Here is a 12747-nt window from a genome sequence, read left to right on the forward strand (position 1 = left end):
CCAGGCTTTTCCTCCCCGCCCCCAACACACCACCCGCCACCCCCACCCACCCCCCACCCCCCCCCCCCCCGCGCCCCCCCCCCCCCTCCCCCCCCCCCCCCCCCCCCCCCCCGAGCCAGCCGATGGTGGTGTACTCCAGGAGCAGCCTTTGCCCGCGTGCGCTGTCCTCCGGTTCCCTTCTCTGGCCACGGCGGCGGGCGACTCCCGCGTCCGGTCCGGGACGTCGACCCACGTCAGTCCGCTTCGGCCTGGCGTTCGATGTCCTCGATGCCGCTCGGGCTGCCGGCCCGGACCCAGCGCAGGTAGAGGCCGCCGCCGATCAGGACGGTTGCGACGAGGGAGAGCATCGGCCAGCCGCGCAGTAGGTTCACCACCAGGGTGAAGGCGACGGCCGCGGCGGCGAGGGCATTGATCGCGGCGACCAGCGGCTTGCGCTCGGTGCTGGCGAAGCGGGTCATGGCGAGCAGGCCGACGAGGAAGCTGACGAAGACGGAGACGGCGTAGAACAGCACCAGTTCCTGTTCCTGGCCCGCTGCGGCGAGGATGATCACGGCGGCGGCCGCGAGGTAGACGACGACAGACCAGTACGGGGTGTGGTGCTTGTTTGTCCTGCCGAGCACGTGCGGCAGGACGCCCGGGTTGGCGGCCGTTCCGGCCAGGGCCTTCAGCAGGCCCGGTCCGGCCTGGAAGGAGGAGCTGGCGGCGGCGAGCAGGAGCAGGGAGCTGGTCAGCTGGAAGGCGCTGTAGAGCCAGCCGGGGCCGGCGGCGGCGTGGGCGATGTCGGCGATCTGGGTGGAGTCGGTGCCGGGCAGGCCGATGTGCAGCTTCACGGCGAGGGCGCGTCAGGGCGAGGGTCAGCCCGCCGACAATGACGACCAGCAGGGCGAGGGTGCCGCGTCCGAAGCGGCGGCGGTGGGTGTCGTCGAGCTGGCCGAGCTGGGCGATCGCGGTGGACGGAGCTTCCACGCCGGTCGCCAGCGCCATCGCGACCGGGAAGGCCATCACGACGGCGAGCGCGGCCGAGCGTCCCGGGTCGGTGTGGGCGGCGGCGGTTCCGGTGGCGTGCGGGGCGGCGAAGCCCAGGACGAGCACCGCGACGGCCACCACGACGAACACCGCGGTCATCGCGGCGAACAGCAGGCGGCCGCCGTGCCCGAACCAGGTCAGGCCCGCCACGACCACCAGCAGCACCAGGGCCAACGGAATCCGCACCGGGGCCAGGGCCGGGAACAGGGCGATCACCGCGCTGGCGGCGGCGGCGATGGAGATGCCGATCGTCAGGACGAAGTCGACGACCAGGGCACCGATCGGCAGGAACGTCCACCGAGGCCCGAACGCGCGCCCGGCGGCGGCCGCCCCGCCGCCCTTCGGAAAACGCCGCACCAGCTGCCAGTAGTTGGCGGTGACGACGACGACCAGGCCGACGACCAGGGCCATGGTCGGCAGCAGGAGCGCGAGGTCACCATGCAGGGCGTGCAGCGCGGCCTCGATCGCGTAGGCGACGGAGGACACGGGGTCCGCGATGACGGCGAACGCGAACGCGAAGAAGAGCACCGATCGGCGGGGCCCGCCACCGGCTATGGCGGGTGCGGGCGCGGTGGAGGTGGAAGTTGGCACGGCTGCAAGCCCCTTCGCAGGAGGGTACGGCGGATCACTGTGCCGACCAGACTTCCCGGCTCCGCACCGTGCAGCTGTACATGGGGAACGTGCGCCCGCTGTTCTACACCGACCGCCTGGACGACGGCGTCATGTTCCCCACCGAGCGAGGCGAGATGATCTCGGAACGCGCGGTGAACCAGCGGTTCCAGTACTGGCGTGAGTTGGGCAAACTGCCCGCCCAGCTCGGCCCGCACTGCACAAGGCACACGTACGTAACCAGGCTCATCGAGGCCGGCTACGACGGCTAGTTCGTCACCGACCAGGTCGGTCACTCGCACGCCGTGACCACCGCGATCTACACCGCGCTCAGCAACGACTTTAAGAACCTCAAGGTCCGCGAAAGCCTCGACGCGGCGGAGGAAGCGGCCCTGGCCCGTGCCTTCGCGATGGCCGACGCCGAGGCGGACATGGACGACGACTTCAGCGACCAGACGACACAACCCCGCTCCGGCGGTTCGAGGAGGACCCGGTGAAAGCAGTACCGCACGGCGACGAACCGCAGGCCAGGAGCGCCCTCGAAGCCCTCCAGCCCCGCTACGAGTGGCGGCTGCGCGAGCTGATGGCGCTTCGCCGGAACTGGTACACCACCACCAAGCTCGCACCGGAACTGAGGAAGTACGGCTTCGACCTGGACCGCAGCAACATCTACCGGCTGGTGAAGGCCGACCGCCCGCCCAAGATGCCCGTCGAGCTCATCCTGGCGCTCTGCAAGATCCTCAAGTGCACGTTCGAGGACCTCGTCGTCGAGATCGAGCCCGACGCCGCCGCCGCGGAACCCGCCGCGCGAGGGCCCCGGCCTGTGGTCCCGGACATGCCGCTGCTGTCCGGCGACTTTTTCGACGCCGAAGGCTGACGGACCGCCATGACCAAGACCGTCACCTGCCTCCAGTGCGGCCGGGATAAGGCCATCAGGAGCAGGGGCCTGTGCCACGCCTGCCACCGGGCGGCCGGCCCCAACGAGACCTGCTCCCTTTGCGCCCGGCCCGGAACCGTAGCCGAGCGCCGCGCCGGCCAGCCGGTCTGCCACCGGTGCTGGCAGCGCGAGCGTCGTAAGCCGCAGCTCTGCCACACCTGCGGGACAGGCCAGGATCGCCGTCAGGAAGACCCCCGCTGGCGCCGTCATCTGCACCGGCTGCCACCGCAAGACCCTGCCCCAAGAGCCCTGCTGGGCCTGCGGCAAGCTGGTCATCCCAGCCGCCCGCACCCCTGAGGGCCCCTGGTGCACGCGCTGCCGCCAGCACCACCTCGCCGAGCCGTGCTCGGGCTGCGGCCTCACCAAGCCGGTCGGCCTGCGACAGGACGACGGCAGCGCCGTCTGCCGAGCCTGCTACCAGCGCGTTCACCCCCGCCTGCTGCACACTTGCGTGGACTGTGGCGACCCCAGCCCGGCCAGCCGCATCAGCGCGGACGGACCGCTGTGCGAAAAGTGCGACGACCGCCGGGCGCCGATCGTCCTGTGCCCGCAGTGCGGCCGGACCAGAAAGGTCGGCATCCTCCGTACCGGCGTCTGCCGCGCCTGCGCCCGCCAGGCCACGCCACGCCACGCCACGCCATCCTTGCGTCAACTGCGGGCGCCTCCAACTCGCCGTCTACCGCGACGAGGACGGGCGGCCGTGGTGCGACGGCTGCCGGCGCGCGGACCAGGCACAGCCCTGCACCGGATGCGGACGCCGCGCCGTGGTCACCGCCCGCGACGAGCGCGGCCCCTGGTGCGGACGCTGCTGGGATAGCGTGCGACCCGGGCCGCTCTGTGGCGACTGCGGCACTGGCCCTCGGCCCCCGTGACGACCGGGGACGGGACACCGCGCTGCGTGCCGTGTTACTCCGCCGCCGTCGTGCCCTGCGCACGCTGCGCAACGCCGGCCCGGGCAGAGCGCCGCTGGCCGGAAGCACCCGTCTACCTCGCCTGCGTCGACGCGGTCCGTCTCACCCACGAGCAGTGCCACCGCTGCGGACAGCTCGGTGGAGTGTTCGGCCGCGAGGACGGCGGGCCGCTGTGTCCCGAGTGCGCCGGCGTCACCTTCTCCTACCGCTGCCCGACCTGCGCAGGGATGGGCCGCCTCCTCCAGGGGCAGTGCCTGCCCTGCCGGGGCTGACTCGTCCTCGCCGAGGCGTTCACCGACGCGGACGGACGCAGGTGCGAACGGCTCGCCCCGCTGGCGGAACTGCTGGAGAGGTACGACAACCTCTACTCGATGATCCTCTACCTGCGCCGGCCCGGCGGCCAGCTCATCCGCGACATGGTCAACGGAAGGCTCCCATGCACCCACGAAGCCCGCGACGCACTGCGCCAGACCACCTCCGTCCAGCAGCTGAGGGGCCTGCTCGTCCTGGCCGAGGTCCTCGAACCACGAGACGAGCAACTCGCCCAACTGAAAAGAGACTTCGCCCACGGCCTTGAAGAGTGCGCCACCACGGCGGACCGGGTGCCCCTCGCGCGCCAGCACGTCAGCCGCAGCGGCTTCACCCGCTTCCAGCGTGAGCACCTGCGTCGTCAGCTGAACGCCGCCCGGCTCTTCCTCGGCCACCTCCGCAGCCGCGGGCGCACGCTCGACAGCATCACACAGCACCTCATCGACCGGTGGCTCATCGCCAACCCGACCCTCCAGCACTACGCCCGGCCATTCCTCCTCTGGGCCGCGACCTGCGGCCTCGCACCCGCGGACGTCGCCATCGCCACCTCCAGCAGGCACGGCGAACGCGCCATCATGAATGACACCGACCGCGTGCTCACCGCGCTCAGGCTGGAAACCGACGAGAGCCTGCCGCTCGCGGACCGCGTCGCCGGCTGCCTCGTCCTGCAGTACGGCCAGAGCACCGACCGCATCGTCAACATCACCCTCGCCCAGGTCCACATCCACCCCGATGAACCCGGGGTCCTGGGCCTCCAGCTCGGCCGCGAAACACTCTGGCTCCGCCCGCGCCTATCAGCCCTACTCCAGCAACTCGTCCACGAACGCCGCCCTCTGTCCGCACCCCTCAAAGACCAGGAGACCCCCTATCTCTTCCCCGGCCTTCGTCCCTCCCGTCCGCTCAGCTCGAACACGCTGCAACGACGCCTCCAGCGCCTCGGTGTCCCCAGCGCTGGCAAGGCACGCAACGGTGCCTGGCTGGCACTCGTCGGCGCGGTCCACTGGAAGATGCTCGCCGACCTCCTGGGCGCCGCAGACGGCACCGCCCACCACTGGCACAAATGGAATGGAGGGGACCGAGCAAGCTACGTAGCCAGCCGCCTCCGAGCAGCACAAGCCCCAACGGGCCCAGAGTGAGCTGTTCCCGGCACCGCCCCGGGAACCGGCGAAGGCGACATCACGGATGTGTTTCAGCTGCGGATGCCGGGCGGACCAGACGAGCGTCGTAGGCGGCGATGTCGAGTTGGGCCCGGTCGCGGGCACCGAGTTTCATGAGCAGGCGTCCGACGTGGGTCTTGGCGGTGGACAGGGTGACGTGCAGGCGGGCGGCGATCTCGGTGTTCGATAGGCCGAGGCCGACCAGGGTCAGGACTTCCCGCTCCCGTTCAGTTGTCTCCACCAGCGCGGCGGAGGCCGACTGGGGGCTCCGGGGCGGCGGGTGAACTCCTCGATGAGGCGGCGGGTGACGCCCGGGGCGAGGAGGGCGTCGCTGGCCGCGATGACACGGATCGCGGCCAGCAGGTCGGTCGGCCGGGTGTTCTTGAGCAGGAAGCCGCTCGCGCCTGCGTGAAGGGCGGCGAAGACGTACTCGTCGATGTCGAAGGTCTCAGGATCAGCACTCTGACACCCGAGGCCGTCGGGTCGGCGGTGATCCGCCGGGTCGCCTCGATGCCGTCCAGGCCCGGCATCCTGATGTCCATCAAGACGACGTCGGGCCTCTCGCGTCGGGCGAGTTCGACAGCCGCCTTACCCGACTCGGCCTCGCCCACGGTCAGCGGGCCGTCCTCACCGCGCATACCGCGATCACCCCGTGTCAGTGCCAGCGATCACGAAACCCATGAGTACCGCTCACTGACCCACGCTCCTAGCAGGGCAGGACCGGCTGCCCGTGGGCCTATCTTCCGCACGATCTGCCGCCAAAGAGCGCTACGTACTTCGTCGGTCATGGCACTGGAGTAATTCTCTGTTCTATGCACAACATCCTTGCCAGTGAGATACGTTCACATCATCCGGCGGCCGCAGGGTCGGCTCGCCCTGCCACGGTCCGAGAGGCTCCAGGGGGATGCATGGCGTATCTGGTGGAATTGCCAGTCGGTGCGGCGGAGGGCTCGCTCGACGTCGTGAAGATCGAGATTGACCAGGCCGAGGACGGCCTGGTCAAGGTCGCCCGGCCGGGCCAGGTCGTAGCGCGCGCCACGCGCTCGCTGAGCGACATGTTGTCGGGGATCCGGCCGGTTGCCCAGAACTTCGTCGACGGCTTCCGCGACATGGCCCATGCCCCCGACGAGATCAGCGTGGAGTTCGGACTGTCGCTGTCCGCCGAAGCCGATGTGGTGATCTCCAGCACCTCGGCGGAGGCCAACTTCAAGGTCTCACTAACCTGGCACCGGACCCCACCCTCTGAGGACCACGCGACACCGTCCGCTTCATGACACCGGCAACGTCGACAGCTCCCGCGGGCGGCGGTCCACGAGCGCTGGACGCGGCGCTCCTCCGGATCCACGACAGCCACGGCAATCCGATCGGCGCGGGCTTTCTGGTCGCAGACGGGCTCGCCGTCACCTGCGCGCACGTGGTCTCCGCCGCACTCGGCACACCCGCGGACATGGCGCCGGCCGCCGGCTCCACCGTCCGCGTGGACCTGCCGTTGCTGCGCAGCTCACCCACCATCGAGGCGACCGTCGAGAGCTGGTTCCCGCCGCAAGGGTCCGGCGCCGGGGATGTGGCGGTCCTGCGGCTCGGCACCGCGCTGCCGGGCGCCGCGCCCATCCGGCTGATCGACGCGCAGGAGGTGTGGGACCATTCCGCTCGGGCTTTCGGCTTCCCCGTCGGGCGCCCGGGCGGTGTCTGGCACCGCGGAGAGCTGCGGGGCCGACAGGCCGACGGCTGGGTGCAGACCGACCTGGTGGGCGAGGGCTACCGGGTCTCCGGCGGGTTCAGCGGCAGCCCCGTGTGGGACGACGACCTCGTTGGTGTGGTCGGCATGATCGCGGTGGCCGAGTCCGGCGATCCGCCGGTGAGCTACCTGATACCCACGGACGGCCTGGTGTCCGCCTGGCCACAGCTGCGCGATCTCGCACTGCCGCCCTCGCCGTTCCGCGGCCTGCTGGCGTTCCAGGAGGCCGACACGGCGATCTTCCACGGCAGGGCAGCCGAAAGCGAGAAGGTCGCCTCACTGGTGGCACGCGAGCGGTGGACCACCGTCGTCGGGCCCTCCGGCTCGGGCAAGTCCTCGCTCGCGCTGGCCGGCGTGGTGCCGCGCCGACGGGCGGCCGGAGACCTGGCAGTGGTCGTGCGGCCCGCATCCGGCAGCAGCCCGCTGGCCGCCTTCGCCGCGGCCCTGCTGCGACTGCTGGAACCGGATTTGTCCGGCACCGAGCGACTCGACAAGCTGAACACCCTGACCGGCGACCTGACCCGACCGGGGACGTTCGCGGACCTCACGGCGGAGCTGTTGGAGGTCCACGGGAGCACCCGACTCCTCGTCGTGGTCGACCAGTTGGAAGAGCTGCTGACGACCGCCGCGGCGGGTGGCGACGCGTTCGCCGACGTCCTGTTCAGCGACACGCTGCCGCCCGCCGTCCATGTGCTGACCACCCTCCGCGCCGATTTCCTGGAGTCGGCCCTCACACACCCCAGCCTCGGTCCCCTCCTCAACCGGAACCTCTACGCGCTCGGACCGATGGGCCCGGAACAGCTTCGCGAGGTCATCACCGCACCGGTGGACGCCATCCCGGGCGTGCGCTACCAGGCGGGCCTGGTCGAGCGGATCCTGCGGGACACCGACGCCGAGCCCGGCGTCCTTCCGCTGCTCGGCCTCAGCCTCGACCTGCTCTGGCGGCGGCAGAGCGGCGGCGAGCTGAGTCTGCTCGCGTACGAGGAACTCGGCGGCGTCGCGGGAGCGCTCGGCGACCACGCTGACCAGGTCTGGGAAGATCATGTGGGTCCGGAGGACGAGCCGGTGGCCCGTCGGCTGTTCACCCGGCTCATCCGGCTACCGGCGGGGACGGCGGCCGCGATCCGCAGGACCGCACTGCGTACCGAGCTCGACGAGGACGAGTGGCGGATCGCCCAGCGGCTCATCGCAACCCGGCTGCTGGTCGCCGGCAGCAGCGCCGAGGGTACCGAAACCGTGGAGCTGGCACACGACGCACTGATCAACAACTGGAACAGGCTCGCAACCTGGGTGTCAACCGACCGGAAGTTCCTCGTCTGGCGAGAGAGCCTGCGGCACGACCTGGAGCGCTGGCAGGCCGCGCAACGACCCCCGGAGTTGCTGCCGACCACTCTCGCGCTGGCCTCCGCAGAGGAATGGCTGGACGAGCGGGGCGCCGATCTGAGCGAGGCCGAGCGCGACTACCTGGCGCAGGGACGCGCGTACCACCGCTCGCGGAGACGATGGCGACGCATCCTCACCTCGGGGCTGGCGATCGTCATCACGGCGTCGCTGGTCTTCGGCGGGCTCTTCCTGAACGCCCAGCGGCAGAGCCGGGAACGGTCCGCGCTCGCCAACTCACGCGCCCTGACCCAGGCATCGCAGGACGAGGAGGGCTTCGACTCGGTCAAGTCGGTGATGCTGGCACTGGCGGCGTACCAGACCTCGCCGACCCGGGAAGCGCGCAATCAACTGCTGCGGCAGTACCTGACGTACTCCACCTCAGCCCGTAATCTGTCCGGTTTGCCGGGGACGGTCACGGAATTCCGGACCAGTGCGGACGGTAACGTGGTGATGGCCCGTTCCGGCCTCGGCCGGGCCATGCTCTGGGTGCACGCTGCCACCGGCCGGGTGCGCGCCGAGTCGGTTCCCGTGGACGACTACGTCTTGCGCCCCCTGGTCTCTGCGGACGGCAAACGCGCCGGGTTCGAGGCCGAGGACGGTACCGTCGCCTGGTTCGACGTCGACGTGAACGCCGATGGACCCATCGGTCCGATCCACCGAATACCCCGGGCGGCGGAGTTCGTGAAGGACAAGTCCAGCGGGCTCGGGGCCGCCATGTCGGCGGACGGAAAGATCATCGCCGTCCAGGTGGAGGACATCCTGGTGTGGTGGAACCTGGCCGACGGCTCCATCGCGGGCCGGTCCCCCGTTCCCGACAACATCGACGGCAGGCTGTGGATCGGCCCGGACGACCGGACCCTGCTGGTGGGGACCATGGTGGCGGGCGACAACGGCCATGGTCTGGTCAGCGTCGACATGGCCACGGGCAAAGCCCGGACCGTGGTGACGGCGGTCGACGAGTACGTCCTCTCCGGAGACCGGACAGCAGTCGCGGTCTGCCGCAAGCTGGGTGAGGACCAGAGCGTCCTGAGCCTCCAACGCATCTCCGACGGCGCCGAGCAGGGACAACCGTACAGGGGTGGCTTCTGCGGGACGATGGCGGCCGACACGACGGGGCATCGCGTCGTATTCCCGCACGACAGCGGTGCCGTGGATGTGGTGGACCTGGACCGGGGTGCGCTCGCCTCCCGGGTCCGGGGACTGCCCGACACCGAATCACACCAGGGAGACCTGGTGTCGGCCGACGGCCGACTGTTTCTCGTCGGGAATGACAAGTCGACCATCAGCTACACCGAACTGTCCACCGGACCGGGCACGGAGGACGTCAGCGTCACCGCCCTCACCAACGACGGCAGCCAGATCGTCAGTGTCCTGGACGACGGATCGGCTCTGCTCCTGACGTCCAGCTCCGCGAAGGCCGATCGGGTGCTTGCGCAGGCGCCGCGCGCGAAGCCGTACTGGGTCGACGCCGACGAGCGCATCCAATTCAGCAAGGATGGTCAGCTCTTCGCCGACCGCGAGGGCGTCAACCTGATCTCCGTCCGTGAGGTCTCCACCCTGCGGGAGAGGACTCTGATCACCACCCCCATGCCGCCGCCCGCAGGGTCCAAGCCCGGGGCCGTCCAGTCCTACTTCGACAGCAGCGGGCACGTGGTGACCGTCTCCGGCACCCTGGTGCAGCAGTGGGACGCCACGACCGGCCGTCAGGTCGCACAGTTCGACGCCGAGGTGCTCCACCCCCGGAACGACGTCAACGGTGTACCCGACATCCTCATCGGCAGGTACCCGGCGGACAACCAGGTCGCTGTGCTGCTCGGGGGCGATCCCGTCATCCGAGTGGTCGACGTCACCACCGGCCGGACCACCACCACCACCGTCCAGGTCCCCGACGACACCATCGCCTTCCAGTTCGACCCGAGCGGACGCTACTTCGCGCTGCTCCGGCACGGATCAGTGGTCGAGCTGTGGCGGCGCGATCCGCTACGCAAGGAGATCGGCCCGCTCCGCAGCCTCGCCGAGGACTCCAACACCCGATGGTGGTCCAGCTTCATCGACGGCGACGGGCACTATCTGATCGCGGCCAACAACACCATCCGGATCTATCAGGTCGGTAAGGACGCGTACGTCGACTCCTACGATTTCGGCCATCCGCGCCACCGCATCACGGATAGCCCGTACTCCTTCGCGGACGTCTCCGGAAACGGCAGGACCGTGATCTACATCGAGAGTGAGATCGGCGGCCCGCTCACCCTCGACCCGACGCTCTGGCAACGCGAGCTGTGTGACATCATCGGTCACCGCACGTTCACCCCGGAGGAGCGAGCGGGCCTGCCGGTGACCCTGCCTGCGAGGCCGATCTGCTAGCCATCCGAGCGCAGCAAGCCGGGCCTCGGTTCGGAGCTTCGAGATCATCCCATGGCGACTGGGGACCCAGGTAAAGACCTTCCAACCTGCGCACATCGGACACCCAGTCAACGTGCGACGCGCTGCTGACCAGCCTTGGTCACTCAACGTGTTCTCTCGAGCGCCATTCGACAGAATCGAGTATTGCTCGCCGCCAGCACCCCACGACCGCTCGGTGAGGAGGCGATCGATCAGCGTCCCTGACGCCGTCACCGGACGAGCGACACCGAGGACCGTTTTCGCGCATGGCGGTGGCGTTCGGGAGGCGGGCGGTGCTCCCGGCGTTATGGGCGTCGCTCCCGTCACGGAGCCTGTCCCGCGCGGAGCTCGTGTGGGGCGGAATCCGATCGATGTCCGGGTCGTCTAGGAGCCGGTGGTGGGATCACCGGCAGGTAATCGACGGGATTCTGCACCGGGTGCGGACCGGTGTGCAGTGGCGTGACCTTCCCGAGCGGTTCGGGCCGTGGAAGACGGTCTACGAGCGTCACCGGCTGTGGTCGGCCGATGGGACCTGGGAACGGCTGCTCCAGCAGGTGCAGGCGGAAGCGGACGCGGTCGGCGAGATCGACTGGGACGTCTCGGTCGACTCGACGATCGTGCGGGCCCACCAGCATGCGGCCGGTGCCCGCGCGGACCCGCCGCCGGCGGTGGCCTCAAAGGGGGCTGGGCCGCAAGAACACCAGGGCGAGACGCCGTAGCAGAGCCTCGTCGCCCGCCCGGCGCGGGCGGCAGCGGCAGGATCCTCGGCGTGGCCCGGATCCCAGGCGGAGGGTAGGAAGAGTCTCCAGTCGAGCGGGCAGGACGCCCGGTCGGTCACCGCGTGGACACTCACCCCGATCTGGCAGTTCGCGACCTTGCCGAGGGTGCCGGAGTATTGGCGGGCGACCCCGGGCGAGGCGCTGCCGTCCTTGGGGAAGCCGGTGTCGTCGATCACCCAGGCCCGCGGCGCCAGCGTCTGCACGGCCCGGAAGGCGATGCGGGCACGGACCTCGGCCAGAGGCCAGGTCGAGGTAGTGATGAACTGCTGCAGGCGCTGGTGGTCGATGGCCAGGCGCTCGGCCATCGGCTGCATTGACTTACGCCGCCCGTCCAGCAACAGGCCACGCAGGTAGGTAAGGCCCTTGTCCTGCTGATCCGAGCGTCGCAGCGGAGCGAACACCTCCGCTGCAAACGCCTCCAACTCATCACGTAACACTGACAGTTCGTCCGGAGTCACGCCGACAGCGAACCGCCGAACACCCGATCTGCCCAGACCCCGCGCAACACGTAACAAAGCACTACTAGTGCCGCATCAGACAACCCGTTGTTCGCCGCGGCCCAGGCACAACAGCTCCTGGCTCAACCGCATCGAGGCCCAGTTCGCCGCGCTGCGCTACTTCATCCTCGACGGCACCGACCACGCCAGCCACAAGGAGCAGGGCAGCATGATTCGCCGCTACATCATCTGGTGAAACCGCCACGCCGACGACCAGCGCCTACGCGCGGTCGTCGACCGGGCCAACACTGCCTGATCCGACGCTACACGCCGGTAGTGCCATCGACGCGTTCCCGGACCAGGTCGGCGTGGCCGTTGTGGCGGGCGTACTCCTCGATCATATGGACGTAGATCCAGCGAAGGCTGACATCCTGCTCCATGAAGCGTCCCGTATCGGTCAGAGCACGCTCGGCACAGTTCTCACGGGCGCGGGCGATCTCCGCGTGCCAGGTGGCGAGGGCGTCGCTCAGGGTGGCGCCCTCAGCCACATCGAAACCACCGTCGGGACCATCCGGGTCGGCCTGCGGGTCGTAGATAGGCGGAGCCTGTTCACCGGCGAACACGCGACGGAACCAATTCCGCTCAACCTCCGCCATGTGCTGGACCAGGCCGGTCAACGTGAAGCCGGACGGCGGCACGGACGCCGCGGCGGCCTGCTCATCGTCCAGCCCCTCGCACTTCAGGGCCAGTGTGGTGCGGTGAAAGTCAAGCCAGCTTTCAAGCGTCGTGCGCTCGTCGGCGTTCAGGGGCGGCATAGGGCGATCGATGGCACTCATCGGTTGATTATCGCCAGTATCCGGCCGTCGACAGGCGGGGCCTCACTACAGGGCGAACACCGCCTGATGCGGCACTAGGACTTGTCCGGCCGATCATGTGCGGAGCCAGATGATGAGGGCTGCGGCGGTGACCGTGCCGAGGTAGACGTAGCCGCGTTTGTCGTATCTGGTGGCCACCGCTCTGGCGTGCTTGAGCTTGTTGATGGCCCGTTCGACGGTGTTCCGTTTCTTGTACCGCTCCTC

Annotated in this window: 10 protein-coding genes and 6 pseudogenes; 11 read left to right on the forward strand and 5 right to left on the reverse strand. The window is 69.7% G+C overall.

Going from position 1 to position 12747, the window contains the following annotated elements; all coding sequences use genetic code 11:
* Positions 1 to 233: 233 nt before the first annotated feature.
* Entirely contained in the window at positions 234 to 830 is a 597-nt protein-coding gene (locus ACZ4WV_RS31255; protein ID WP_465752011.1) for a hypothetical protein, read from the reverse strand.
* A gap of 86 nt (positions 831 to 916) precedes the next feature.
* Here ACZ4WV_RS31255 and ACZ4WV_RS31260 point away from each other — a divergent pair, with 86 nt between their 5' ends.
* The 6 genes from ACZ4WV_RS31260 to ACZ4WV_RS31285 all read left to right on the forward strand — a co-directional run bounded on the left by ACZ4WV_RS31260 (position 917) and on the right by ACZ4WV_RS31285 (position 4928).
* Positions 917 to 1396, forward strand: a complete 480-nt coding sequence (locus ACZ4WV_RS31260) for a hypothetical protein (RefSeq protein WP_465752012.1) — start codon at positions 917 to 919, stop codon at positions 1394 to 1396.
* 289 nt (positions 1397 to 1685) lie between these two features.
* Positions 1686 to 1907: a tyrosine-type recombinase/integrase gene (locus ACZ4WV_RS31265; RefSeq protein ID WP_465752013.1), complete on the forward strand. Its 222-nt coding sequence runs from the start codon at positions 1686 to 1688 to the stop codon at positions 1905 to 1907.
* Positions 1908 to 1940: 33 nt separating this feature from the next.
* Positions 1941 to 2132, forward strand: coding sequence for a hypothetical protein (locus tag ACZ4WV_RS31270; protein ID WP_465752014.1), 192 nt, complete (start codon positions 1941 to 1943; stop codon positions 2130 to 2132).
* Positions 2129 to 2512 (forward strand): helix-turn-helix domain-containing protein, encoded by a 384-nt coding sequence (locus ACZ4WV_RS31275; RefSeq protein ID WP_465752015.1) that lies wholly within the window; start codon positions 2129 to 2131, stop codon positions 2510 to 2512. Before ACZ4WV_RS31270 ends, ACZ4WV_RS31275 begins: the two co-directional genes overlap by 4 nt.
* A 958-nt stretch (positions 2513 to 3470) precedes the next feature.
* Complete coding sequence (locus tag ACZ4WV_RS31280) at positions 3471 to 3755, forward strand: hypothetical protein (protein ID WP_465752016.1); 285 nt, start codon at positions 3471 to 3473, stop codon at positions 3753 to 3755.
* A 99-nt stretch (positions 3756 to 3854) separates the two neighbouring features.
* Positions 3855 to 4928 carry a hypothetical protein gene (locus ACZ4WV_RS31285; protein WP_465752017.1) on the forward strand — a complete coding sequence of 358 codons (1074 nt, stop codon included), beginning with the start codon at positions 3855 to 3857 and terminating at the stop codon, positions 4926 to 4928.
* A 40-nt stretch (positions 4929 to 4968) separates the two neighbouring features.
* Here ACZ4WV_RS31285 and ACZ4WV_RS31290 read toward each other — a convergent pair.
* A pseudogene (locus tag ACZ4WV_RS31290) lies at positions 4969 to 5587 on the reverse strand (response regulator).
* A gap of 72 nt (positions 5588 to 5659) precedes the next feature.
* Here ACZ4WV_RS31290 and ACZ4WV_RS31295 point away from each other — a divergent pair.
* The 4 genes and pseudogenes from ACZ4WV_RS31295 to ACZ4WV_RS31310 all read left to right on the forward strand — a co-directional run.
* Positions 5660 to 5729, forward strand: a pseudogene (locus tag ACZ4WV_RS31295) (transposase); the annotation flags it as partial.
* A gap of 128 nt (positions 5730 to 5857) precedes the next feature.
* Positions 5858 to 6223: a CU044_2847 family protein gene (locus ACZ4WV_RS31300; protein ID WP_465752018.1), complete on the forward strand. Its 366-nt coding sequence runs from the start codon at positions 5858 to 5860 to the stop codon at positions 6221 to 6223.
* The gene (locus tag ACZ4WV_RS31305; RefSeq protein ID WP_465752019.1) at positions 6220 to 10434 is read left to right on the forward strand and encodes an nSTAND1 domain-containing NTPase; all 4215 of its coding nucleotides are present in this window, start codon (positions 6220 to 6222) and stop codon (positions 10432 to 10434) included. Before ACZ4WV_RS31300 ends, ACZ4WV_RS31305 begins: the two co-directional genes overlap by 4 nt.
* A 389-nt stretch (positions 10435 to 10823) precedes the next feature.
* Positions 10824 to 11102, forward strand: a pseudogene (locus tag ACZ4WV_RS31310) (transposase); the annotation flags it as partial.
* A gap of 68 nt (positions 11103 to 11170) precedes the next feature.
* On the opposite strand, the pseudogene ACZ4WV_RS31315 reads toward ACZ4WV_RS31310, so the two are convergent.
* Positions 11171 to 11689, reverse strand: a pseudogene (locus tag ACZ4WV_RS31315) (IS701 family transposase); the annotation flags it as partial.
* Between the two features lie 109 nt (positions 11690 to 11798).
* Here ACZ4WV_RS31315 and ACZ4WV_RS31320 point away from each other — a divergent pair.
* A pseudogene (locus tag ACZ4WV_RS31320) lies at positions 11799 to 11924 on the forward strand (transposase); the annotation flags it as partial.
* 67 nt (positions 11925 to 11991) lie between these two features.
* Here the strand turns inward: ACZ4WV_RS31320 and ACZ4WV_RS31325 are convergent.
* Both ACZ4WV_RS31325 and ACZ4WV_RS31330 read right to left on the reverse strand, forming a co-directional pair.
* Positions 11992 to 12504 (reverse strand): DinB family protein, encoded by a 513-nt coding sequence (locus ACZ4WV_RS31325; RefSeq protein ID WP_465752020.1) that lies wholly within the window; start codon positions 12502 to 12504, stop codon positions 11992 to 11994.
* A 93-nt stretch (positions 12505 to 12597) separates the two neighbouring features.
* Positions 12598 to 12738, reverse strand: a pseudogene (locus tag ACZ4WV_RS31330) (IS5/IS1182 family transposase); the annotation flags it as partial.
* Positions 12739 to 12747: the final 9 nt, after the last annotated feature.

It is taken from the genome of Kitasatospora sp. NPDC029312 (assembly GCF_055569215.1).